Source organism: Sphingomonas gellani, assembly GCF_900110035.1.
GTDB classification, from domain to species: domain Bacteria; phylum Pseudomonadota; class Alphaproteobacteria; order Sphingomonadales; family Sphingomonadaceae; genus Sphingomonas; species Sphingomonas gellani.
Window position 1 is genome coordinate 91,110 of sequence record NZ_FOCF01000003.1, and the last position, 22,749, is coordinate 113,858.

Genomic DNA, 22,749 nt, shown 5'->3' on the forward strand with positions numbered 1-22,749 from the left:
CGCGTGGACGCAAAGCGCGCAGATGGCGAAAAAACGCCCGACCTTTCGGCGCCTTCGCCGATCGCGGATCGCCTGCTCGCCTGGTACGACCGCCACCGGCGCGACCTGCCCTGGCGCGCGCGGCCGGGGGAGACAGCGGACCCGTACCGCGTCTGGCTGTCGGAGGTGATGCTGCAACAGACAACGGTTGCCGCCGTGCGTCCCCGGTTCGAGAACTGGCTGGCCCGATGGCCGGATTTCGCCAGCCTTGCGGTGGCCGGGGAGGCGGACGTCATGGCCGCCTGGGCCGGGCTTGGCTATTATGCCCGCGCCCGCAACCTGGTCGCCGCCGCGCGCGTGGTGGTGGCGGAGCATGGCGGTGCCTTTCCACGTACGGAGGCCGCGTTGCGGCGCCTGCCCGGCCTGGGCGCCTATACCGCCGCCGCCGTCGCCGCGATCGCGTTCGGAGAGCGCGCGGTGGTGGTCGACGCCAATGTGGAACGGGTGGTGGCGCGGCTGTTCGCGATTCGTCAGCCGCTGCCCGCGGCGCGGACCGCCATCCGCCGGGCGGCGGACACGATCACGCCCAATATGCGCGCGGGCGACTTCGCGCAGGCGATGATGGATCTGGGCTCCGCGATCTGCACGTCGCGCGCGCCCAAATGCCTGCTCTGCCCGCTGGCGGACGATTGCGCCGCGCTGGCCGCCGGCACGCCCGACGCCTTCCCGGTCAAGCCGGCGAAAAAGGCGCGGCCGCAGCGGCATGGCACGATATTCTGGCTGCGGCGCGGCGACCGGGTGCTGCTGGTCCGCCGGCCGGACAAGGGCCTGTTGGGCGGGATGCGCGCGCTGCCGACGGGGCCGTGGCAGGACGCCGCGCCCGGTCTGGAGGACGCGCCCGCCCAGGCGGACTGGCGGATGCTGGACGGCGTGGTGACGCACGGCTTCACCCATTTTCAGCTCGATCTCGCGCTGGCGGTCGCCACGATCGAGGGTGAGCAGCCGGTCGCGGGGGAGTGGTGGCCGATCGACGCGCTGGGAACGGCGGGGTTGCCCACCGTGTTTGCACGGGCGGCGGACGCGATCGTGGAGCAGGGCGGATGAGAATGGTAAGAACCGGGCCGATGGCGGCAGCGGTGCTGGCGACGGTGTTCGCCCCCGCGCCCCTGTGGTCCCGGCAACAGGCACGGCCGCCGACCCAGGTCACGCTCCCTGCGAAACCGGCGCTTCCCGCCACTCAGGCGCTGTTCGACGACTATGTGCGCAGCGGCAAGATGCCGGGCATCGTCGCGGCGTTCGGCCTGGGCGGCCGGCCCACGATGTTCGTCCAGAGCGGCCGCATCGCCGACACGCCCTCCGCCACGCCGGCCGGGCCCGATACGCTGTGGCGCGTGTATTCGATGACCAAGCCGATCACGGCGATGGCGGCGATGCTGTTGATCGAGGACGGACGCCTGCGCCTGGACCAGCCCGTGTCCGACATCCTGCCCGCGTTCAAATCGATGCGCGTGCAGCTGTCGCCCGACACGCTGCGGTCCCGCCCCGCCGCCCGCCCGATCACGATCCGCAACCTGCTGACCCATACCGCCGGGCTCGGGTACAGCATCATCACCAAGGGGCCGTTGCTGCACGAATATGAGCGGAACGGCATCCTGCCGCTGGCGATCAACACCACGGTGGAGCCGGCGATGCGGCGCGCCCGACCCGCCAGCCTGCAGGCGTTCGCCGACCGGGTGGCGACGTTGCCGCTGGTCGCCGATCCCGGCACGACGTGGAGCTATTCCATCGGTCTCGACGTGCTCGCCGCCGCGGTCGAGAGGGCGAGCGGGATGCCGTTCGAGCGGTTCGTGCAGACGCGTCTGCTGACGCCGCTGGGCATGCGGTCGACCTATTGGACGGTGCCGGCCGGGCAGGCGGGGCGGTTGGCGACCAACTACACCTTTTTCGGCGATCAGATGGTCCCGCTCGATGCCGGAGCGACCTCCGTGTTCCTGCAACCGGCCAGCTTTCCCTATGGCGGCGCCGGGCTGGTCATATCGGCGCGGGACTATGACCGGTTCCTGCACATGTTGCAGGATGGCGGCACGCTGGACGGCGTGCGGGTGATGAGGCCGGAAACGGTGGACCTCGCCTTGTCCAACCTGTTGCCGGCGGGCGTGTCCTTTGCCGGCATCGGGGGCGAGACGGGAGGCCTGCGCGGCGCGTCCGCGATGGGGTTCGGCGCGGGCGGCGCCGTGTACCTGGCCGACGGGCCGGGGGGTGTGCCGTCGAAGGGCACCTATGGCTGGGGCGGCGCGGCGGGAACGGTGGCGTTCGTCGACCGGGCCAAGCAGATTCGAGGAACGATCATGGTGAACTATTTCCCGGCCGATCGCTGGCCGGTGCGCGAGGAGACGGTGAGGGCGCTGGGGCGCGACATCGCCAGCATGGCGGCGGCACGATGAGCGCGATCCACGACCTGTCGCCCGGCTTCACCGGCGGCACGCTCGACCGCGCGGACGCGCTGCGTCACGATGCCGCCGCCCTGGCGCGTGCGACGGCGGACCCGGCGGCGCGGCTGCTCCGCCTCGACGCGCTGGTCCCGGTCAGCGAGGGCGGGCGGCTGGGCTGGACGCCGCTGGCCGATGTCCCATCCGATCGGCTCGCGCTGCTCGGCCTGGAGCCCGATGGCGCGGCCTGCTTCGTGACGCTGCCGGAGGAGAGCGCGACCGGCGTCGCGCCACCCGCGATGCGCAGCCCGGAGCTGATGGAGGTGCTGGATGCGCTCGCGCCGGGAGAGGCCGCGACCTATGCCGCCGCGCGCAGCCTGATCCTGTGGCATGCCCGCCATCGGCACTGCGCCGTGTGCGGTCATGTCACCCACCCGTTCCGTGCCGGCTGGGGCCGTTCCTGTCCCCATTGCGGGGCGGAGCATTTCCCGCGCACCGATCCGGTGGTCATCATGATCGCCGAACATGACGGCCGCGCGCTGCTGGGACGCCAACCGGGTTGGCCGGAGGGACGCTATTCGGCGCTGGCCGGCTTTCTGGAGCCGGGCGAGTCGATCGAGGAAGCGGTCGCGCGTGAGGTGCTGGAGGAATCCGGCGTGCGCGTCCGGGGCGTGCGCTATGTCGCCAGCCAGCCCTGGCCCTTCCCGTCGCAACTGATGATCGCCTGTATCGCGCAGGCGGACAGCGACCGGCTGGTCATCGATACGCACGAACTCGAATCGGCGATCTGGGTATCGCGCGAGGAGGTCCGTGCCGTGCTGGCCGGAGCGCAGGGTCCCTTCCTGCCGCCGCCCCGCTATGCCATCGCGCGCACGTTGATGGAGGTGTGGGCGGCCGGCGGCTGATCCCGGTTCAGCCGTCGCCGTTGTCGACCAGCAGGAAACTGGTGAAGAATGCGCCGTCGACATTGCCGGCATAGCCGTCGGCGGAAAGCTGGCGGTTCACCGCAGCCATGATCCTCGTCTGCAACTGCTGCTTGGCGGTGTCGTCGTCGGCCATCGCCTCCGTCACGTCGCCCAGCACGCCCAGCATCACGGAGCGGAGCGCCGGATCGTCGTTCTTCAGCGCGTCGCCCGTGGCGGCATAATGGGTGCTGACCGACATGCCGACCTGGATCACCGCGCCCGATTGCTTGACGTTGACGACGAAGGGCGGGTCGAAACTGTAATAGATCGGCGTCGCCTGCCGGACCAGCGCGGTGGAGGCATTGTCCGCATCGCTCACCATCGCAGCATCGGCGCGCCCGGCGTCGCTGTCGAGGCGTCCCGCGATGCCGTCCCGCGACATCCAGAACCCGGCACCCGCGCCACCCGCCACGATCAACAGCGCCCCCGCCGCGCCCGCGATTATCGCCTTGCGTGCCACATCCCGTCCCCGATCCGTCAGTTCATGGGGACGGTTAGCGGCGCCGCATTGTTAAAGCGTTACGAAACCAGCCGTTTTGGCGTGGCCCAACCAGCGCATCGCGGTTCAGCCACGCTTGCGCGCCTGGCGATAGGTGCCCAGCACCCGCACCCATTTGGAATGGAAGCCCAGTTCCTCCAGCGCGCGGTCCAGCGCCGGATCGCCCGGTTTCCCCTCCACATCGCAATAGAAGTCGGTCGCCGCGAAGCTGCCGCCATGCTGGTAGCTTTCCAGCTTGGTCATGTTGACGCCGTTGGTCGCGAAGCCGCCCATCGCCTTGTAGAGGGCCGCCGGCACGTTCTTCACCGCAAAGATCAGCGTGGTCATCCACGGCCCTTCGCCCACCGCCGGCCGACCGCCCCGCGCCAGCACCACGAAACGGGTGGTGTTGTGGTCGGCGTCCGCGATGTCGCTCTGCAACAGGTTCAGCCCGTACAGCGCCGCCGCACCGGGCGGGGCCAGGGCGGCTAGCGCGGGGTCGCCGCGTTCGGCGACCAGTGCGGCAGCGCCAGCGGTGTCGGGATAGCTGACCGGCTGGATGCGATGCGCGCGCAACCATTCGCGGCACTGGCCCAGCGCCTGCGGGTGGCTCGCCGCCTCGCGCACCGCATCGATCGGCCCCACGCCCATCAACGCATGACGGATGCGCAGGAACCGCTCCCCGACGATGACCAGCCCCGATTCCGGCAACAGGAAGTGGATGTCCGCGACCCGGCCGTGCAGCGAGTTCTCGATCGGGATCATCGCCTGCGCCGCGAGGCCGGTCTTCACCGCCTCGATCGCATCGGCGAAGTCGAAACAGGGCAGTGGCAGTGCGTCGGCGAACTCCTCCAGCACGGCGACATGGCTGTTGGCGCCCGGCGCGCCCTGAAACGCCACGGCCTGGTCGGGCGCGGCGGCGGCGGCCTCCACCATGGCGGCGACCAGCGGGCGGGCGGGGGCGGAATACTGCTCCATGGCCGGGCACCGGTAAGGATGACCCCGTAGGTGGGCAAGCGCGGCTTGCGATGGGGGGCATGCTTTCCTATGGAAGCGGTTCGGGGAACGAAGGACAGTCATGGACGGCCGGAACAACACGATCGCAGGCTGGGTATTGGCGGGATGCGGCGCGGCGTTGGGCCTGTCCATCGTCGGCGGCATGCTGTTCCACGGCGGCCGCCCGGACAAGATGGGCTATCCGATCGAGGGCGTGGAAGAGGGCGGCGCCGGCGGCGGCGCGGCCGAGGTGCCGATCGCGACCCTGCTCGCCTCCGCCGACCCGGCAAAGGGCGCGGACGTGTTCAAGAAGTGCGCCGCCTGCCACACCATCAACCAGGGTGGCGCCAACGGCATCGGTCCGAACCTGTACGCGACGCTGGGTGAACCGGTCGGGCAGGGCAAGGGCGGCTTTGCCTTTTCCGACGCGCTGAAGGGTGTCGGCGGCAACTGGGACTTCGACAAGATGAACGCCTGGCTGACCAGCCCGCGGAAGTTCGCGGCCGGTACCAAGATGACCTTTGCCGGACTGGGCAATCCGCAGGACCGCGCCAACGTCATCGCCTATCTGAACAGCCAGGGCTCCAACCTGCCGCTCCCGGCCGCTCCCGCGCCGGGCGCCGCAAAGGATGGCGGCAAGGCACCGGAGGGCGCCAGCGCTTCGGACGGCGCCGCCAACGCGGTGGATGCGGTGAGCAAGGATGTGAAGGGCGACACGGCCGACATCGCCAACACCGGCACGCCGGCGTCCGGCGCTCCGTCGGTCGATCCGAACGCCGCCAAGCAAGCCGCCAAGCTGGACAAGTAAGCTTCGCCCCGGCGGCTGGACGTCGCCGGGAGCGGACTGCGCAGGGTGGCGGTGTAGTGCCGCTCGTCCTGAACGCGGGGCCGACTTGCGCCCCGCGCATCTCGGCGGCGGCTGCTCACCCGGCTCGCCCGGCGGCCCTTCTCCCATCGGCCGAACGGTTCGACGTCAGGGCCGTGAACCGCCGCGTTCAGGCTGGTTGGCCCCGATCCCGCTCCACGGACGTGTCCGAAGGGGGTCTCCCTTAGGCGTCTCGCCCCGTCCGGCGGCACGGACGAACCCGCCGATGCCGACCCCGTTACCCGTCCAGCGCCTCGCGAATCTTGGCGGCGAGCTGGTCGATGCCGAACGGCTTCGCCAGGAAATTGGTGCCCGGATCAATCACTCCGTTATGCACCACGGCGTTGCGCGTATAGCCGGTGGTGTAGACCAGCTTCAGGCCCGGCAACCGCTTCAACGCTTCATCGGCAAGCTGGCGGCCGGTCATCTCCGGCATCACGATGTCGGTGAACAACAACGTCACGTCCTGCCCGGCATCGATCATCGCCAGCGCCTCCGGGCCGTTGTCGGCGTGGATCACCGTGTAGCCGAGTTCGCGCAGCGCCTCCGTGGAGAAATTGCGCACCCGGTCCTCGTCCTCGACGACCAGCACGATCTCCTCGGGTGATCCGCCGCGCGCCGATACCGCTGCACGACGCGCCATCGGTTGCACGTCCTCGCCATGGATGCGCGGCAGGTAGATCTTGATCGTCGTCCCGTGGCCGACCTCCGAATAGATCCGCACATGCCCACCCGACTGGCGAACGAAGCCGAACACCTGGCTCAGGCCCAGGCCCGTACCCTTGCCGACGCCCTTGGTGGTGAAGAACGGGTCGAACGCCTTGGCCAGAACGTCGGGCGCCATGCCCGTACCCGTGTCGCTCACCGCCAGCATGACGTAATGGCCGACCGCCATGTCGGCGTCATGGGCATAATCGGCGTCGACATCGGCGTTGCCCGTCTCGATCGTCAGGCGGCCGCCGTCCGGCATCGCGTCGCGGGCGTTGACCGCCAGGTTGACGATCACATTCTCCAGCTGGACCGGATCGGCGGACGTCTTCCACAGCCCCGGCGTCAGCACGGTTTCCAACCGCACATGCTCGCCCAGCGTCCGGGTCAGCAGGTCGGCCAGACCGTTGACCAGCCGATTGGCGTCGATGTTCTCCGGCGCCAGCGGCTGTTGCCGGGAAAAGGCGAGCAGGCGCTGGGTCAGCGCCGCGGCGCGTGTCGCGCCCTCCATCGCGCCGTCCATGAAACGGCCGATATCGGTATCGCCCCGATCCAGCCGACGCTGCGCCAGGTTGAGGCCGCCGATGATCACCGCGAGCATGTTGTTGAAATCGTGCGCGATGCCGCCGGTCAACTGGCCCACCGCCTCCATCTTCTGCAACTGGCGCAGTTGGCTCTCGGCCTCGGTCCGCCGGCCTGCCTGCGTCTGGATCTCGCTGTTCGCCTCGGCCAGCGCGGTGTCCTGCCGGTCGACACGCTGCGTCAGGCGCAGCACCGCCTCCGCCCGCTCCACCGCCAGCCAGGTCAGTTCCGCGACCTCCTTGGCCAGCGCCACCTCCGCGTCCGACCAGCTTCGCACCTCGGCATGGTGCAGGTAGATGCCCGCCCGCCAGTCGCCGTCATGCATCAGCGGCACGCAGATCCCGGCCAGCACGCCGCGTTCGGCAAAGGACAGGAAGTCGCCGGCGTCGTCGTGGCGGCTGTCGCTGAACACCAGCGTCTTGCCCCGCCGTCGCGAGCGTTCGGCGCGCTGTCCGAACCGGTCGACCGGATCGATGCCGTTCAGCGGGTCCAGCGTGCCGTCGGTCCAGTTGGCGCCGTGGCGCAGCTGGTTGGCGCCGACCCGGCGGTAGAAGCCGACGCGATTGGCGCCCAGCCTCTGGCCCAGCATTTCGGCCGACAGGCGGATGATCGCCTCCGCCTCGGTCGAGGCACGCTGGCGCTTGGTCAGGTCGATGACGAACTCGCGTTCCGCCTTTGCCGCCTGCAACGCCAGGTCGGCCGCCATGCGGCGCGTGATATCGAAGCTGACGCCGGGAAAGCGGACGCAGCGCCCGTCCGCGTCGAAGATGCAGCGCCCCTGCGCCGAGACCCAGCGGATCGCGCCGTCCTTGCTCACCAGCCGGTATTCGGATGCGAACGTGCCCTCACCCGCCATCACCTTGCGGATCTCGTCCTGGACGCGCGGCAGGTCGTCGGGATGGATGCAGCCGAAGAATTCGGCGATCGGCGCCCCGGCCGCGGCCCGGTCCGGGTCGACGCCGTACAGGGTGGCGAAGCGGGTGTCGGCCGTGTTGCGGTCGTTCAGCACGTCCCAGTCCCACGCGCCGATGCTGTTGCCCGCCGACAGCGCCATCTGCAGCCGCTCGTCGGCGGCGTCGCGGTCGCGCTCCGCCACCACACGCGCCGTGGTCTCGCCGGTGACGCACAACAGCCCGGCGATGCGGCCCGCATCGTCGAAAGCGGGGGAGTAGGTGAACGTCCACCAGCTTTCCTCCGGCTCGCCCGTGCGGCTCAGGTCCAGCCGCATGTCGGTCATCGTCCGCGACTCGCCCGCCAGCGTCGCGTCGACCAGCGGCTTGATGTCCGACCAGATGCTCGCCCACACCTCGCTGAACGGGCGGCCCAGCGCCTCCGCGATCCGGTACCCCAGGATCGGGCGGTATGCGTCGTTGTAGAAGCACAACAGCTCGGGTCCCCAGGCCAGGAACATGGGGGTCGGGCATGCGAGCATCAGCGCCAGCGTAGAGCGCAGCGCGGTCGGCCACGTGTCCGCCGCGCCCAGCGAGGTCGCCGCCCAGTCGCGTTGCGCGATCTCCAGGGCGGTCGTGCTGCCTGGCACCAGGGGCTGAACGGCGGAAGTGGCGGAAAACATGATGCTTCTTATCGCCGCGGCACCGGTTTCGCCGCACATTTTTTACATGCGAGCATGGCTGGTTTCGGGGCGCAGGCGCCGTCGCCCGCAGCCACGGCCGACCGCTGCGGCAGGGGCCGCCAACCGAGCGCATCCGCACCTTTACGGATGCCCCATGGCGCCGGGAAAGAGGATGCCCGCGCCGATCCGGAGCAGATCGCTCCTTGCCCGCAGGACACCCGCCATGGCGCTACGCAACCTTCCCACGCTGCTCCACCCGGCCAGCATCGCCGTGATCGGCGCATCCCGGCGGCAGGGGACGGTAGGACGAACCGTTCTGGACAATATCGTGGCCGGCGGGTTCCGGGGCCGGGTGTCCGCGGTCAACCCTCACCCGCTGGATGTGGCCGGCGTGGAATGCGTCGCCAGCGTCGATGCGTTGCGCGACCCACCGGAACTGGCCGTGGTGGCGCTGCCCGCGCCGCTGGTGCCGGACGCGCTCAGGCGGCTGGGCGCACGGGGGACGCGCGACGCGGTGGTTTTGTCGAACGGGTTCGCGGGAGCCGACGGGCGCGAGGCGCTGCTCTCGGCGGTGGCGGGGTCGGGGATGCGGATCGTCGGCCCGAACAGCCTGGGTGTGCTGATCCCGCGCATCGGGCTGAACGCCTCCTTTGCGCCGCGCGCGGCGGCGCCCGGCCGGCTGGCTTTATTGTCGCAGAGCGGGGCGCTGGTGACGGCGATGCTGGACTGGGCGGCGGATCGTCAGGTCGGGTTTTCCGGGGTCGTGTCGATGGGCGACATGGTGGATGCCGATGCGGCCGACCTGCTCGACCTGTTCGCCGCCGATTCGACCACGGACGCGATCCTGTTGCAGGTGGAATCGATCCGCGACGCGGCCCGGTTCATGTCGGCGGCGCGCGCGGCTGCCCGGTTGAAGCCGGTGATCGCGCTGCGTGCGGGCCGCTCGGCGGACACGGACGGGCAGGGCGCCTTCGCCGCCGACCGCGTCTACCGCGCCGCGTTCCGGCGTGCCGGCATGATCCTGGTCGACGGTGTGGCGGAACTGTTCGACGCGGCGCAACTGCTCGGCTGCCATCCGCCGCGCTGCGGGTCCCGCGTGGCGATCGTCACCAATGGCGGCGGCGCCGGCCGGCTGGCGGCGGACGCGCTGGCCGCATCCGGCGGCACGCTGGCGCAGCGCGCGGGCGCGGAGCCGGTGGAGGTGGTGGCTGATCGCGGCCATGCCGAACGGGTCGGCGCTGCCGTCGCCGCGGCGCTGGCGGACGCGGCGGTGGACGCCGTGCTGACGGTGCACTGCCCCACCGCCTTCGACGACGGGCAGGCAGCGGCACAGGCGGTGGTCGCCGCCGCGACGGGCGCGAGGAAGCCGGTGATCGCCTGCTGGATGGGCCCTGCCACTGCCGCCGCGGTGCGGCCGATGTTCGCCGCCGCCCGACTGGCGCTGTTCGACAATGTCGACGACGCGGTGCGCGGCCTCAGCCACCTGCGACAGGCGGCGGAGGGTCGGGAGGCACTGTTGCGCGCCCCTCCCGCGCTCAGCATCCCCGACCATGACCGGGAACGCGCCCGCGCGATCATCGTCGGTGCCCGGCTGGAGGGGCCGACGGAGTTGACCGGGACGGAGGCGCGGTTCGTCGCCGCCGCCTACGGCATACCCATCGTCGCCTCTCACCTGGCGCGCACGACCGCGGCGGTGGCGGAGGCATGCGCGGCGCTGCCCGGCCCCTATGTGGTGAAGATCTGCTCGCCCGACCTGCCCAACAAGGCGGCGGTGGGCGGCGTCGCGCTGGCCCTGCCCGATGCCGGTGCGGCCGTGGCGGCGGCGCAGGAGATGCGCCGCAACATCGGCGACATGCATCCCGATGCCGACCTGATCGGGTTCGAGGTGGCGAGCATGGTCGGGGGCAAGGACGTGCCCGAATTGCGGGTCCGTGTCGTGGAGGACGCCGTGTTCGGCCCCGTGATCGGGCTGGGCGTCGGCGGCACGCTGGGCGCGGCGTTCCCGGCCATGGCGCTGGACCTGCCGCCGCTTGACGACGCGTTGGCGCAGGGGCTGGTGGCGCGTGCCGGCATCGCCGCGCTGATCGCGGCGCCCGGTGCGGAGGCGACGGTGGTCCGCGTTCTCAACGCGGTGGCCGCGCTGGCGGCGGACCTGCCGGAGCTGGAGTCGCTCGACATCGATCCGCTGGTGGTGGCCGGCGACCGGCTCACCGCGCTGGACGTGCGGATGCACATCGCTGCACGGCCCAGGGAGGGGCGGCTGGCGATCCGTCCCGTGCCCGCCGAATGGACCGCCGACCTGACGACCCGGTCCGGCCTCTCCATCCATGTCCACCCGGTTCGTCCGGACGATGTCGGGCGACTGGCCGACCTGTTCCACCACGTGACGCCGGAGGACCTGCGCTTCCGCTTCCTGAGTGGGGTGCGGGAGGTCGGGCGCGACCGGCTCGTCGCGATGACGCAGATCGATTATCGCCGCACGATCAACTTCCTCGCCTTTGCCGACGAGGTGCCGGTCGCGACCGCGATGCTGGCCTGCGATCCCGACCGCTCGCGCGGCGAGCTGGCGGTGTCGGTGCGTGGCGACTTCAAGGGGCGGGGCATCAGCTGGAGCATGGTCCAGCACGTCCTGCGCTATGCCAAGGCGGAAGGGATCGAGACGATCGAGGCGGTGGAAAGCCGCGACAACCATGCCGCCCTCGCGCTGGAACGCGAGATGGGGTTCGAGACGGTGGAGGACGCCATGGGCGAACGCGTGGTGCGCCGATCCGTCGCGGACTGAGCGCGGCGCGGCGGACAGAAGCGGCCGCGGTCCACGCCGCGGTCCGTCGCTCAGCCGGAATTGCGCAGCCCGGTCGCGATGGCGTTGATCGACAACAGGATGCCCTCCGCGATGCGGGGATCGTCCTCACCCGCGCGGTGCCGCTTCATCAGCTCGATCTGAAGCAGGTTCAGCGGTTCGATATAGGGCAGGCGCAGGCGGATCGACGCGTCCAGCGCCGGGTGCCTTTCCAGCAGGCGCGACTGGCCGGTGATCGCCAGCAATCCGTCATGCGCCTGGTTCCAGCCGTCGCGGATGGTGGCGAAGATCGGCTTCAGCGCGTCGTCCTCGACCAGTTCGGCATAGCGCGCCGCGATGGCCATGTCGGATTTCGCCAGCACCATTTCCATGTTGGCCAGGCTGGCGGCGAAGAAGGGCCAGCTGTCGGCCATCTCGCTCAGCAATCCCTTGTCGCCCGCCGCGATCGCATGGCCGACCCCGTACCAGCCGGGCAGCATGACGCGCGCCTGTGCCCAGCTGAACACCCAGGGGATCGCGCGCAGGTCCTCGATCGCGTCCGATTTCTTGCGGCTGGCCGGGCGCGATCCGATCTTCAGCCCCGCAATCTCCCCGATCGGCGTCATCTGGCGAAAGAAAGTGCGGAACCCCGGCGTGTCGTAGACCAGCCCGCGATACGCGCCGAACGCGGTCGCGGACATGGCGTCCATCGCTTGCGCGAAGCGCTGGCTGTCGGGGGCGGACAGGCTTTCCGGCTCCAGGCTGGCGAGCAGGGTGGCCGACGCCATCGCCTCCAGATTGATCATCGCGGCATCCCGCGTGCCATACTTGCCCGCGATCACCTCACCCTGTTCGGTGATGCGGATGCGGCCCTGCACCGTGCCCGGCGGCTGTGCCAGGATCGCGGCGAAGGATGACCCTCCGCCGCGTCCGACTGCGCCGCCGCGCCCGTGGAACAGCTGCATGGTCACGCCCGCCGCCTCGAACACCGGCTTCAGCGCGGTGGACGCCTGCGACAGCGACCAGGTGGAGGTGAGATAGCCGCCATCCTTGTTGCTGTCCGAATAGCCGATCATCACCTCCTGATGACCCCGGCCGCGCACCGTCGCCGCGACCTCGGGCAGGGCGAACCAGGCGGTCATGATCGCGGGCGCCGCCTCCAGGTCGCCGATCGTCTCGAACAGCGGCACCGCCTGCACCGCCGCGTGCGGTGTGTCGCCGGGCCGGTACAGCCCGGCCTCCTTCAGCAACAGGTTGACCTCCAGCAGGTCGGACACCGACTTCGCCATCGACACGATCGAACGCACGATGCAGTCCGGCCCCAGCCGCGCGTGCGCCCGCGCCGCCGCGTCGAAGATCGCCAGCTCGCCGCGCGTTTCCTCGCTGTAATTGGCATAACGGCTGACCAGCGGGCGTGCGTTGGCCAGCTCGCGGCGCAGCAGCGCGACGCGCGCATCCTCGTCCAGCGCCGCGTAATCGGCCTCGACCCCCGCCACCGCCAACAGTTCGGCCACGGTGCGTTCGTGCACCGCGCTGTTCTGGCGCAGGTCCAGCGTCGCCAGGTGGAAACCGAACACCTCCACGCTGCGGATCAGCCGGCCGAGCGCGCCTGCCGAGGCCAATGTGCCGTCACCGCCCGAGGCCAGCCCACGCGCGATGGCGACCAGGTCCGCGCGAAAGGCGGCGGGATCGGCATAGGGCTCACCCTTCAGCGGACCCGGACGCGGCGGCGTCTTGCCCGTCAGGTGGCGAAAGGTCGCGGCCAGGCGGGCGTAGATGCCCGACACCGCCCGGCGATAGGGTTCGTCCGCGCGGCTCGGTGCGTCGTCACCGCTCGCCGCCGCCAGCGCCGCCACCGCCGGGTCGATCGCCATATGCTCGTCGGAGATCGACAGTTCCGCGCCAAGCGCATGGAGCCCGTCCAGATACGCGCCCAGCACCGTCTCTCCGGCACGGCCGAGCGCGGTGTCGAGAGAGGCGGCAGTAACGAACGGATTGCCGTCGCGGTCGCCGCCGATCCAGCTGCCCGGCTTCAGGAACGGCGGCACGCGGTGGCCCAGCGCCCGGTCCCAGCGCTGGTACAGCGCGGGCAGCGCCGGGATGAACACGTCGCGCAGATAGGACAGCGCGGTCTCCACCTCGTCGGTCACGTACAAACGCTCGCGCCGCAGCACCCGCGTCTGCCACAACAGGGCAATCTGGCGTCCGATCGCGTCGTCGATGCCGTCGCCGTCGGGCGTTTCCGTCCGCCCCGCATCGCGCATCGCCATCAGCTCTGCGATGCGGTTGCGGTGATCGATCATGCTCTTGCGCCGCACCTCCGTCGGGTGCGCGGTCAGCACGGGCGCGACCAGCGCCCCGTCGAGCAGCGCCACCGCCGCGTCGCGGCCGACGCCGTGATCGGCCAGCCGGGCCAGCGCGGACGCGATGTCCGCACCCGGTTCCGCGCTGATCCCCTGTCGATCCTCCGCCAGGTTGGCGAGCATGGAGAACAGCATGAACCCGCGAACGAAATCCAGCGTCTCGTCCAGGTTTAGCCGGCCCAGCTCCAGCTCCGCCGCATCCGCGTCCCCGCCGCGATGCCGTTCCACCGATGCGCGCCGGATCGTCTCGGTCGCGTTGAACAGCGCCTCTCCACCATAGGCGCGGATCACGTCGCCGAGTAGCGCGCCCAGATACCGGATATCGGCATTGTTGCTGAGCGCCGGGCTGGTGGAGGCGGGGCGATCGTCATTGTGATCGTCCGGGCGTGTTGGGGATGCGGAGGTGGCCATTACGCCGTGATGCTGCAGCGCAATGCCATGTCCGTCAACGCCGCGCCGCCTTCACCCGCGCAAAGCGTTCATTTCCGCTCCGACGCCTCGAACCGCGCGCGCTCGTCGGAGGTGACGGAGCCGTCGTGGTTCAGGTCCATGCGGTCGAACCGGTCCAGCATCCCCTCGCTCCACTCGGTGGAGCTGATGCGGCCGTCCTTGTTGCGGTCGAGCGCCATGAGGCGTGAATCCTGGCGCGGCAATTCCTCGTCGGTCAGCACATTGTCGCCGTTGCGGTCCAGCGCGTGGAAGCGCCGCTCGATCGTCCCGCCGAAATCCAGGCGCGACAGCACGGATGGCGGCACGAACCCCGCCGCGGCGGCATGGGCATCCGCCTCCGCCTGCTTGGCCTTGCTTCCGCCACCACCGCACGCGGCGAGCGGCAGCGCAGCCGGGAGCAGCAAAAGAACGAGAGAGGCTGATCGCATGTGTTCAAGGTCCCTGTTAATCGCGAGAACCGCCGATCGCGCGCAAAGATTGATCGCGCGAGAACGCGGACCCGCACGAAAAGCTGCGAACCGCCGCCCCGGTTCCCACCCCCGGGCGCGGCAGCGCGGTGCGATCATGCCTCCAGTTCGATGTCCCAGTACAGCCAGTCGTGCCAGGTTTCGTGCAGATAGCCGGGCGGAAAGCTGCGCCCATGTTCCTGCAGATGCCAGCTGGTCGGGCGGATCGGTTCCAGATGCAGCGGCATCGACGCCTCTCGCGGGGTGCGGCCGCCCTTTTTCAGGTTGCACGGCGCACAGGCAGTGACGACATTCTCCCATGTCGTGCGGCCGCCCTGCGCGCGCGGAATGACATGGTCAAAGGTCAGGTCGCGCCCGCGTCCGCAATATTGGCAGGCGAAGCGATCGCGCAGGAACAGGTTGAAACGGGTGAAGGCCGGGAATTCCGACGGCTTGACGAACTGCCGCAAAGCGATGACCGACGGCAGCTTCAGCGCCATGCTGGCGCTGCGCACCTCGCGCTCGTAATGGGCGACGACGTCGACCCGCTCCAGGAACATCGCCTTGATCGCCGTCTGCCACGGCCACAGGCTGAGCGGATAATAGGAAAGCGGCGTATAGTCTGCGTTCAGGACAAGTGCGGGGCAACTGTCGGGGTGACGGATCAAATCGGGATGAAACACGGCTCCTCCCTTGTCGCGAAACGTTCGCGTCCGGGCCGGCCATCGCCGACGCGAGTGACAGGGGCATGACAGCACAAGCGCAAGCAGGGGGTCAAGTGTCGCCGGACATGGCGCGCCCGGAACCGGTCGTCAGCCGCTTCGCGCCCAGCCCGACCGGCCGCCTGCATCTGGGCCATGCGGTGTCGGCGGTGCGTGCGCACGACCTGGCACGAGCGGCAGGGGGGCGGTTCCTGTTGCGCATCGAGGATATCGACGGATCGCGCAGCCGGCCCGAACATGTTTCGGCGATCCTGGCGGACCTCGACTGGCTCGGCCTCGATCCGGATGGACCGGTGGTGTTCCAGTCGGCACGGCTGCCGCTCTATGCCGACGCGCTGGACCGGTTGCGGGATGCGGGGCTGGTCTACCCCTGCTTCTGCACCCGTGCGGAGGTCGCGGCGGCCAGCCTGTCCGCGCCGCACGGCGCCGAACCGCTCTATCCCGGCACCTGTCGCCATCTGTCGTCGCCCGACCTGTCCAGGCCGCACAGCTGGCGCATCGCCATGGCCCGCGCCGTAGCGGTGGCGGGGCCGCTCGGCTGGCACGACGCGGCGGCTGGCCATGTCCGTGCCGATCCGCTGGCGCAGGGCGACGTGATCCTGGCGCGCAAGGATGCGCCGGCCAGCTATCACCTTGCGGTCACGGTGGACGATGCGGCGCAGGGGATCAGCGACGTGGTGCGCGGGCAGGACCTGTTTCGCGCGACCGACATCCACCGGCTTCTCCAGGCGCTGCTCGGCCTGCCGACGCCGCATTATCACCATCACCCGCTGCTGACCGGGGCGGACGGGCAGCGGCTGGCGAAGCGGAACGGCGCGCCGACTTTGGAGGCGATGCGGCTGGGCGGCGGGGACGGACGGGCGCTGGCCGCCGATCTGCGCGCCGGGCGCCTTCCGGCCGGCTTCGCCCCATTGGCTTGACGCGCCGGAGCGCCTAGATTGCGCCCATGACCACCTTTCTCGTCATCCTGCTGGTCGCCGCGATGATCGCGACCGTCGTGGCGCTGGTGCGCGGCATCGTCACCTTTCTTCAGGAGCGTACGGAGGAGGTGAAGGGCAACGGCCCCAGCGCCGGCGCGCTGAAATCGAACCGGATGATGCAGATGCGCATCTTCTTCCAGGCGGCGGCGATCATGATCGTGGTGCTGATCCTGGTGCTGGCAAAGGGCACCTGACGGGGTCGCCGAAGAGGTACGCATGGTCCGCCTGAACCGCATCTACACCCGCACCGGCGATGCCGGCACGACGGGACTGGTCGACGGATCGCGCCTGTCAAAGGCGGATGCGCGCATGACCGCGATCGGCGACGTGGACGAGGCGAACAGCGCCCTTGGCGTCGCGATCGTCGCACTGGGCGGTGACCCGCTGGTCACGGCATTGACCCGTATCCAGAACGACCTGTTCGACCTTGGCGCCGATATCGCAACGCCGGCCGAGGCGGATGATGATTTCGCCCCGTCCGACATGCGTCTGCGCATCGTGCCGGGGCAGGTGGAGCGGCTGGAGCGGGAGATCGACGCGCTGAACGAGCGACTGGCGCCGCTGACCAGCTTCGTCCTGCCGGGCGGTACGCCGGGGGCGGCAGGGCTGCACTTGGCACGCGCGATCGTGCGCCGGGCGGAGCGTTCGGCGGTTGCGGCGCACGGCGCATGTACGGGCGGATTGAACCCGCAGGCGATAACCTATCTCAACCGACTGTCGGATTACCTGTTCGTCGCCGCGCGGTCAGTGAACCAGTTTGGGGCCGGTGACGTTCTATGGAGGCCCGGCGCCACGCGCTGAGGCGTTGTGCACCTGTGGGAGGGCCGCCGTCCATGTCGTCATTACCCGTCCGGCAGGACCTGTCCGGCCTGTCCGATCGCTTTTCCGCCGTGCGCGCCCTGTCGCTGGCGCTTGCCGAACCCTTGTCGGACGCGGATGCGACGGTGCAGTCGATGCCCGACGCATCGCCTGCCAAATGGCATCTGGCGCACACCACCTGGTTCTTCGAGACGTTCGTACTGCGCGACCATGTGCCGGGATACCGCCTGCACGACGAGCGCTGGCCGTTCCTGTTCAACAGCTATTACGAGGCGGAGGGCCGGCGTCATGCGCGGCACCGTCGCGGCATGGTGACCCGGCCGACGCTGGACGAGGTGCGCGCCTATCGCGGCCATGTCGACGCCGCGCTTTCCGACGCGCTGCCGACCCTGCCGGCGGCGGTGCAGGCGCTGGTCGAACTGGGCTGCCATCATGAGCAGCAGCACCAGGAACTGCTGGTCACCGACATCCTGCACCTGTTTTCCGAAAACCCGCTGGAACCGGCGCTGTGGCCCGCCGCGCCGCGTCGCCCGGTGGCGGTGCCGAGCGCCCCCGGCTGGATCGAGCGTCCCGGCGGCCTCGTGCAGATCGGCCATGACGGGGGCGACTTCGCCTTCGATTGCGAGGGACCGCGTCACCAAGCGTTGCTCCATCCGCACGCCATCGCGGACCGGACGGTGACCAATGCTGAATGGGCCGCGTTCATCGCCGATGGCGGCTATGACGACGCACGCCTGTGGCTGTCGGACGGCTGGGCCTGGGTGAAGCGCGAGGGGATCGCCGCGCCGATGTACTGGGAACGGCAGGGCGACGGGTGGACCCGATTCGGCCTGGACGGACGCCAGCCCGTCGATGCGTCCGCCCCGGTCACTCATGTCAGCTTCTTCGAGGCGGACGCCTACGCCGCCTGGGCCGGCGCGCGCTTGCCGACGGAGGCGGAGTGGGAAGCGGCCGCGGCCGGTCACGACCCCGTGGGCGGCAACCAGATGGACACCGCCGGCCCCGTCGCGCCGCAGGCGGGCACCGGCCCGCGCTGGTTCGGCGATGTGTGGGAATGGACCGGCAGCGCGTTTCGCCCTTATCCCGGCTTTCGCGCCGCGGAGGGTGCGGTCGGCGAGTACAACGGCAAGTTCATGAACGGTCAATTCGTGCTGCGCGGCGGATCGTGCGCCACGCCGCGCGGGCACGGCCGCGCCAGCTACCGCAACTTCTTCTACCCGCACCAGCGCTGGCAATTCACCGGCGTTCGGTTGGCGAAGGACCTTTGATGCCGCCTTTATCCCCCGCAGAGGTGGAGCCCATCGCCGATCCGGCGTTCCGCGCCGACGTGCTGGCCGGACTGACGGCACGTCCCCGCGCGATTCCGGCGCGCTGGTTCTACGACCGGCGCGGGTCGGAGCTGTTCGAGGACATCACCCGCCTGCCCGAATATTACCCGACCCGGACGGAAGTCGCGATCCTGGAGCGGGCGTGTGCCGAGGTCGCCACCCTGACCGACGCGGGTCGCGTGGTGGTGGAATTCGGGTCCGGATCGTCGACCAAGACCCCGATCCTGCTCGGCCATGTCGACCCATCCGCATACGTGCCGATCGACATCTCCGGCGCCTTTTTGCGCGACTCCGCGGCGGCGCTGGCCAAGGATCATCCAGGCCTCACCGTGTTGCCGGTGGAGGCAGACTTCACCCGCGCGGTGGCGTTGCCCGATGCCGTGCGCGGCAAACCGGCGCTGGGCTTTTTTCCGGGCTCCACGATCGGCAATCTGGTGCCGGTGCAGGCGGTGGACCTGCTGCGCACCATGCGCGCTTCGTTGGGCGAAGGCGCGATGCTGTTGATCGGCATGGACCGGGTCAAGGACGCGGCCACGCTGGTCGCGGCCTATGACGACGCGGGCGGCGTGACGGCGGCGTTCAACCTCAACCTGCTCCACCGCATCAATCGCGAACTGGACGGCACGATCCCGGCCGAGTCCTTCCGCCACGTCGCGCGCTGGAACGACGATGCCGCGCGGATCGAGATGCATCTGGAGGCGGTGGAGGACGTGGCCTTCACGGTTGCCGGCCGCGACTTCGCGATGCGGGCGGGTGAGACCATCCACACCGAGAACAGCCACAAATATGGCGACCGCGACGCGCGGCTGTTGCTGGCGGCGGGCGGCTGGACCCCCCGGGCCTGCTGGACGGACGCCGACGATCGATTTGCGGTGCATCTGGCGGAGGCGTTGCCCGAAGCGGCCGCGCCCTGACGGGCTTCCCCTCCTCGCCTGAAGCGGGCAAGGGCGACGCAAACGATCGAGGAGTGAGGGGATGACTGCAACCGAACAGGTCGTGGGCGTGATCGGGGCCGGCCAGATGGGCGCCGGCATCGCTCAGGTGGCCGCGCAGGCCGGCTATCACGTGCTTCTCGCGGATATTTTGCGCGATCGGGCGGAGGCGGGCAAGGCGGGTATCGCCAAACAGCTCGATCGTCTGGTCGCCAAGGAAAAGATCGCAGCCGACGCGCGCGACACGGCGCTGGCCGCGATCGAGCCCGTCGATGCGGTCGATGCGATGGGCGATTGCGCGCTGGTGATCGAGGCGGCGACCGAGCGCGAGGCGATCAAGCGCGACATCTTCGGGCGCGTCGGGCTGGTGCTGGGCCAGGATGCCGTGCTCGCCTCCAACACCTCGTCGATCCCGATCACGCGGCTGGCCCAGGCGGCGCCCGATCCGGCGCGCTTCGTCGGGGTGCACTTCTTCAACCCGGTGCCCGTCATGGGCCTGATCGAGCTGATCCGCGGCCTGGCCACCAGCGACGCCACGGTGGCGAAGGTGGAGGCGTTCGCGGAGCGGCTGGGCAAGCGGGTCGTGCGGGCGAACGACGCACCCGGCTTCATCGTCAACCGCGTGCTGATGCCGATGCTGAACGAGGCGTGCTTCGCGCTGGGGGAGGGGGTGGCGACCATCCCCGACATCGATGCCGCCTGCCAGCTGGGCCTCAACCACCCGATGGGGCCGCTGACCCTGGCGGACTTCATCGGCCTGGACACCTGCCTGGAGATCACGCGCGTCCTGTTCGAGGGCACGGGCGACCCGAAGTTCCGCCCCGCCCCCCTGCTGGTCAAATATGTCGAGGCCGGCTGGTACGGTCGCAAGAGCGGGCGCGGCTTCTACGACTATTCGGGTGCGGAGCCGGTGCCGACCCGATGACGGCACCGATGGGGCGCGCGGGTCGCGCGCGCCCGCACCTATGACCCTGTTCGACGCGGTTGGACTGGCGGGCAGCGCGGTGATCCTGGGCACCTATGCGCTGACGATCGGCGGCCGGCTGGACGCGCGCAGCGGCTGGGCGCTGGCCGGCAATTTCGTCGGCGCCAGCCTGATCCTCGCCAGCCTGTGGCACGACTTCAACCTGTCGGCCGTGATCGTGGAGGCGGCGTGGGCGGCGATCGCGCTGGTCGGGCTGATCCGGCTGGCGCTACGGCGTTAGCGCCGTCGGCGTCCGGCGGTGCGCGCGCGGGCGTCCAGCAGCATGCGCCACAAGGGGATGGTCAGCAGCGCCGCCATCCCGGTCCCCGGCCATGGCGCCAGCGAACACGCGATCAGCGCGCACGCCGCGCCCAGCGTCACGGCCTGGCCGCGCCGCCGGATCGTGCCGATGCGTTCGGGCGCGACCTGGTCGCTCAACACCGGCGGCGTCAGCACGCGACGTTGCAGCCACAGATTGACCAGCGCCGCGAACAACAGCCACCCGCTGTACAGCACGGTCGGCACCCGTGCGCTGCCGTTGATGCTCATGAAGCCGGTGACGAACGGCATCGCGACGATCGCCAGCAGCATGACCAGGTTGGGCAGCAGCAGCCGCTCGCTCCAGTGCGCCGCCATGGAAAAGGCGCGGTGATGGCCGACCCAGAAATTGCCGATCGAATAGAAGCTGATCAGGAAACCGAACATCTCCGGCCACAGCCCGGCCAGCGCGCGCAGATAGGCGCCCGTGTCGGCGGGATCATGGACGTGCGGCGGGTGGATCTCGATCACCAGCAGCGTGATGGCGATGGCGAACACCGCGTCCGAAAAGAACGCCAGCCGTTCCAGCTGATGGCCCGGATGCGCATCCGCATGCGCCTCGGTTTGCGCGTCGGAGAGCGCGCTCATCCGATCAGCAGACCGGCCAGCGCCGCCGACATCAGGTTGGCCAGACTGCCCGCCGCCAGCGCGCGCAGGCCCAGCCGTGCGATCGTCGGCCGCTGATTGGGGGCGAGGCCCCCAGTCACCGCCATCTGGATCGCGATGGAGGAGAAATTGGCGAACCCGCACAATGCGAAGGTGACGATCGCCACGGTGCGCGGCGACAGCTGCGCCGCCTGCTTGCCCAGGTCGATATAGGCGACGAACTCGTTCAGCACGATCTTTTCGCCGAACAGGCCGCCCGCGATCCCCGCCTCGCGCCATGGCACATTGAGCAGGAACATCACCGGCTGGAAGACATGGCCCAGCAGCCCCTGGAAGCTCAGCTGCGGATAGCCGAACAGACCACCGACCGCGCCCAGCAGGCCGTTGGCCAGCGCCACCAGCGCGACGAACGCCAGCACCATCGCGCCGACCGCCACCGCCAGCTTCACCCCGGTCTGCGCGCCCTGCGCGGCGGCCATGATGAGGTTCGCCGGCTTCTCCTCGTCATGCGTCGCCTCGGGCAGGGGCTCGCCGGCGACCGTGTGCGTTGCGCCCTCGGGCAGCAGAGCGGCGGGGCCCTGACCGCTGATGCGCGATTCCGACAGGTGGATGTCGGGGGGTGGTGCCATCTCCCGTGACGTCGGTCGTTGGTCGGCGGCATGGTCGCCGGCCAACGCCGGCCGATCGGGCATGATGATCTTCGCCATCAATATCCCGCCCGGCGCCGCCATGAAGCTGGCCGCGAGCAGATAGTCGATGCTGATCCCCATCGACGCATAGGCCGCCAGGATGGTGCCCGCCACGCCTGCCATGCCGCTGGTCATCACCGTGAACAGCTGCGCCGGGGTCAGCGCCGCCAGATAGGGGCGGATCACCAGCGGCGATTCGGATTGACCGACGAAGATGTTGGCGGCCGCGCACAGCGATTCCACCTTGGACGCGCCGATCACCCATTCGATGGCGCCGCCGATCCAGCGCACCACCAACTGCATGATGCCTAGGTAATAAAGGATCGACACCAGGCTGGCGAAGAAGATGATGACCGGCAGCGCAGCGATGGCGAAGCTGTGGCCGCCGATCTCCGGACTGGCGAGGGGTCCGAACAGGAAATCGACGCCCGCCTTCGCATAGCCGAGCAGCGCCGCCACTCCGGCGGATGCCCCCGCCAGCGCCGCGCGTCCCGGCGCCCAGTACAGCACGATGATCGCGATCGCGACTTGCAACGCGAACGCGGACCCGACCACGCGCAACCGGATCGCGCGGCGGTCGGTCGACAGGACAAAGGCGATGGCAAGGATGACCAGGATGCCGGCCAGGCCGATCAGGATACGGTTCAAGCTGCTGTTCCCCAGTGCAGGCCCGGCACGTCGCAGCCCTTTCACTCACGGGCAAGCATAGGAAATTTCACGCCCTCTCGACAAGCGGCGGTGAAAGGCCGGTCGGTGGACGGATGTCACTCGCGATCTT

20 protein-coding genes are annotated in these 22,749 nt (G+C 69.9%); 12 read left to right on the top strand and 8 right to left on the bottom strand.

The window, feature by feature from the left end; all coding sequences use genetic code 11:
• Positions 1–3 precede the first annotated feature (3 nt).
• Genes BMX37_RS07230 through nudC form a run of 3 tightly spaced genes read left to right on the top strand, consistent with a single transcriptional unit; the run spans position 4 to position 3,313 of the window.
• Complete coding sequence (locus BMX37_RS07230; protein ID WP_244501444.1) at positions 4–1,083, top strand: A/G-specific adenine glycosylase; 1,080 nt, start codon at positions 4–6, stop codon at positions 1,081–1,083.
• A complete protein-coding gene (locus tag BMX37_RS07235) occupies positions 1,080–2,423 on the top strand; it encodes a serine hydrolase domain-containing protein (protein ID WP_093665009.1) in 1,344 nt (447 codons plus the stop codon). The genes BMX37_RS07230 and BMX37_RS07235 overlap by 4 nt, the downstream gene beginning before the upstream one ends.
• Positions 2,420–3,313 carry an NAD(+) diphosphatase gene (gene nudC / locus BMX37_RS07240; RefSeq protein WP_093665010.1) on the top strand — a complete coding sequence of 298 codons (894 nt, stop codon included), beginning with the start codon at positions 2,420–2,422 and terminating at the stop codon, positions 3,311–3,313. The genes BMX37_RS07235 and nudC overlap by 4 nt, the downstream gene beginning before the upstream one ends.
• A gap of 7 nt (positions 3,314–3,320) precedes the next feature.
• Here nudC and BMX37_RS07245 read toward each other — a convergent pair whose 3' ends face one another.
• Together BMX37_RS07245 and BMX37_RS07250 are read right to left on the bottom strand one after the other, a co-directional pair.
• Entirely contained in the window at positions 3,321–3,833 is a 513-nt protein-coding gene (locus BMX37_RS07245) for a flagellar basal body-associated FliL family protein (RefSeq protein WP_093665012.1), read from the bottom strand.
• A 105-nt stretch (positions 3,834–3,938) separates the two neighbouring features.
• Positions 3,939–4,829: a prephenate dehydratase gene (locus tag BMX37_RS07250; RefSeq protein WP_093665014.1), complete on the bottom strand. Its 891-nt coding sequence runs from the start codon at positions 4,827–4,829 to the stop codon at positions 3,939–3,941.
• A 100-nt stretch (positions 4,830–4,929) separates the two neighbouring features.
• On the opposite strand from BMX37_RS07250, the gene BMX37_RS07255 reads away from it, so the two are divergent.
• The gene (locus BMX37_RS07255; RefSeq protein WP_093665016.1) at positions 4,930–5,655 is read left to right on the top strand and encodes a c-type cytochrome; all 726 of its coding nucleotides are present in this window, start codon (positions 4,930–4,932) and stop codon (positions 5,653–5,655) included.
• Positions 5,656–5,950: 295 nt separating this feature from the next.
• Here BMX37_RS07255 and BMX37_RS07260 read toward each other — a convergent pair whose 3' ends face one another.
• Positions 5,951–8,575 carry an ATP-binding protein gene (locus BMX37_RS07260; RefSeq protein ID WP_170841885.1) on the bottom strand — a complete coding sequence of 875 codons (2,625 nt, stop codon included), beginning with the start codon at positions 8,573–8,575 and terminating at the stop codon, positions 5,951–5,953.
• Positions 8,576–8,798: 223 nt separating this feature from the next.
• On the opposite strand from BMX37_RS07260, the gene BMX37_RS18480 reads away from it, so the two are divergent.
• Positions 8,799–11,357: a bifunctional acetate--CoA ligase family protein/GNAT family N-acetyltransferase gene (locus BMX37_RS18480; protein WP_170841886.1), complete on the top strand. Its 2,559-nt coding sequence runs from the start codon at positions 8,799–8,801 to the stop codon at positions 11,355–11,357.
• Positions 11,358–11,407: 50 nt separating this feature from the next.
• Here the strand turns inward: BMX37_RS18480 and ppc are convergent, their stop codons facing one another.
• The 3 genes from ppc to BMX37_RS07290 form a co-directional block, all read right to left on the bottom strand.
• The gene (gene ppc, locus BMX37_RS07280; RefSeq protein ID WP_093665022.1) at positions 11,408–14,128 is read right to left on the bottom strand and encodes a phosphoenolpyruvate carboxylase; all 2,721 of its coding nucleotides are present in this window, start codon (positions 14,126–14,128) and stop codon (positions 11,408–11,410) included.
• Positions 14,129–14,196: 68 nt separating this feature from the next.
• Positions 14,197–14,595 carry an EF-hand domain-containing protein gene (locus BMX37_RS07285; protein ID WP_093665024.1) on the bottom strand — a complete coding sequence of 133 codons (399 nt, stop codon included), beginning with the start codon at positions 14,593–14,595 and terminating at the stop codon, positions 14,197–14,199.
• Positions 14,596–14,729: 134 nt separating this feature from the next.
• Positions 14,730–15,296, bottom strand: coding sequence for an HNH endonuclease (locus BMX37_RS07290; RefSeq protein ID WP_093665026.1), 567 nt, complete (start codon positions 15,294–15,296; stop codon positions 14,730–14,732).
• 107 nt (positions 15,297–15,403) lie between these two features.
• On the opposite strand from BMX37_RS07290, the gene gluQRS reads away from it, so the two are divergent.
• The 7 genes from gluQRS to BMX37_RS07325 all read left to right on the top strand — a co-directional run bounded on the left by gluQRS (position 15,404) and on the right by BMX37_RS07325 (position 20,599).
• The gene (gluQRS, locus tag BMX37_RS07295; protein ID WP_093665365.1) at positions 15,404–16,255 is read left to right on the top strand and encodes a tRNA glutamyl-Q(34) synthetase GluQRS; all 852 of its coding nucleotides are present in this window, start codon (positions 15,404–15,406) and stop codon (positions 16,253–16,255) included.
• Positions 16,256–16,281: 26 nt separating this feature from the next.
• Positions 16,282–16,509 (top strand): twin transmembrane helix small protein, encoded by a 228-nt coding sequence (locus tag BMX37_RS07300; protein WP_093665028.1) that lies wholly within the window; start codon positions 16,282–16,284, stop codon positions 16,507–16,509.
• A gap of 22 nt (positions 16,510–16,531) precedes the next feature.
• Positions 16,532–17,116, top strand: a complete 585-nt coding sequence (locus tag BMX37_RS07305; protein WP_093665030.1) for a cob(I)yrinic acid a,c-diamide adenosyltransferase — start codon at positions 16,532–16,534, stop codon at positions 17,114–17,116.
• 32 nt (positions 17,117–17,148) lie between these two features.
• Positions 17,149–18,402, top strand: a complete 1,254-nt coding sequence (egtB, locus tag BMX37_RS07310) for an ergothioneine biosynthesis protein EgtB (RefSeq protein WP_093665031.1) — start codon at positions 17,149–17,151, stop codon at positions 18,400–18,402.
• On the top strand, positions 18,402–19,376 hold the full coding sequence (gene egtD, locus BMX37_RS07315; RefSeq protein ID WP_093665033.1) for an L-histidine N(alpha)-methyltransferase: 975 nt from the start codon (positions 18,402–18,404) through the stop codon (positions 19,374–19,376). Before egtB ends, egtD begins: the two co-directional genes overlap by 1 nt.
• A gap of 61 nt (positions 19,377–19,437) precedes the next feature.
• Positions 19,438–20,319 carry a 3-hydroxybutyryl-CoA dehydrogenase gene (locus tag BMX37_RS07320; protein ID WP_093665035.1) on the top strand — a complete coding sequence of 294 codons (882 nt, stop codon included), beginning with the start codon at positions 19,438–19,440 and terminating at the stop codon, positions 20,317–20,319.
• Positions 20,320–20,359: 40 nt separating this feature from the next.
• The gene (locus tag BMX37_RS07325; protein ID WP_093665037.1) at positions 20,360–20,599 is read left to right on the top strand and encodes a CBU_0592 family membrane protein; all 240 of its coding nucleotides are present in this window, start codon (positions 20,360–20,362) and stop codon (positions 20,597–20,599) included.
• On the opposite strand, the gene BMX37_RS07330 is transcribed toward BMX37_RS07325, so the two are convergent.
• Both BMX37_RS07330 and BMX37_RS07335 read right to left on the bottom strand, forming a co-directional pair.
• Entirely contained in the window at positions 20,596–21,264 is a 669-nt protein-coding gene (locus tag BMX37_RS07330; RefSeq protein ID WP_093665038.1) for a TMEM175 family protein, read from the bottom strand. The genes BMX37_RS07325 and BMX37_RS07330 overlap by 4 nt on opposite strands.
• Positions 21,261–22,619, bottom strand: coding sequence for a NupC/NupG family nucleoside CNT transporter (locus BMX37_RS07335; protein ID WP_093665366.1), 1,359 nt, complete (start codon positions 22,617–22,619; stop codon positions 21,261–21,263). The genes BMX37_RS07330 and BMX37_RS07335 overlap by 4 nt, the downstream gene beginning before the upstream one ends.
• Positions 22,620–22,749: the final 130 nt, after the last annotated feature.

What these genes read in the sequence shown, in the direction of transcription:
- BMX37_RS07235 (WP_093665009.1), top strand. Translation starts at nt 1,080, where the DNA reads ATGAGAATGGTAAGAACCGGGCCGATGGCGGCAGCGGTGCTGGCGACG.
- nudC (WP_093665010.1), top strand. Translation starts at nt 2,420, where the DNA reads ATGAGCGCGATCCACGACCTGTCGCCCGGCTTCACCGGCGGCACGCTC.
- BMX37_RS07250 (WP_093665014.1), bottom strand. Translation starts at nt 4,829, where the DNA reads ATGGAGCAGTATTCCGCCCCCGCCCGCCCGCTGGTCGCCGCCATGGTG.
- BMX37_RS07255 (WP_093665016.1), top strand. Translation starts at nt 4,930, where the DNA reads ATGGACGGCCGGAACAACACGATCGCAGGCTGGGTATTGGCGGGATGC.
- BMX37_RS07260 (WP_170841885.1), bottom strand. Translation starts at nt 8,575, where the DNA reads ATGTTTTCCGCCACTTCCGCCGTTCAGCCCCTGGTGCCAGGCAGCACG.
- BMX37_RS18480 (WP_170841886.1), top strand. Translation starts at nt 8,799, where the DNA reads ATGGCGCTACGCAACCTTCCCACGCTGCTCCACCCGGCCAGCATCGCC.
- ppc (WP_093665022.1), bottom strand. Translation starts at nt 14,128, where the DNA reads ATGGCCACCTCCGCATCCCCAACACGCCCGGACGATCACAATGACGAT.
- BMX37_RS07285 (WP_093665024.1), bottom strand. Translation starts at nt 14,595, where the DNA reads ATGCGATCAGCCTCTCTCGTTCTTTTGCTGCTCCCGGCTGCGCTGCCG.
- gluQRS (WP_093665365.1), top strand. Translation starts at nt 15,404, where the DNA reads ATGGCGCGCCCGGAACCGGTCGTCAGCCGCTTCGCGCCCAGCCCGACC.
- BMX37_RS07300 (WP_093665028.1), top strand. Translation starts at nt 16,282, where the DNA reads ATGACCACCTTTCTCGTCATCCTGCTGGTCGCCGCGATGATCGCGACC.
- BMX37_RS07305 (WP_093665030.1), top strand. Translation starts at nt 16,532, where the DNA reads ATGGTCCGCCTGAACCGCATCTACACCCGCACCGGCGATGCCGGCACG.
- egtB (WP_093665031.1), top strand. Translation starts at nt 17,149, where the DNA reads ATGTCGTCATTACCCGTCCGGCAGGACCTGTCCGGCCTGTCCGATCGC.
- egtD (WP_093665033.1), top strand. Translation starts at nt 18,402, where the DNA reads ATGCCGCCTTTATCCCCCGCAGAGGTGGAGCCCATCGCCGATCCGGCG.
- BMX37_RS07320 (WP_093665035.1), top strand. Translation starts at nt 19,438, where the DNA reads ATGACTGCAACCGAACAGGTCGTGGGCGTGATCGGGGCCGGCCAGATG.
- BMX37_RS07325 (WP_093665037.1), top strand. Translation starts at nt 20,360, where the DNA reads ATGACCCTGTTCGACGCGGTTGGACTGGCGGGCAGCGCGGTGATCCTG.
- BMX37_RS07330 (WP_093665038.1), bottom strand. Translation starts at nt 21,264, where the DNA reads ATGAGCGCGCTCTCCGACGCGCAAACCGAGGCGCATGCGGATGCGCAT.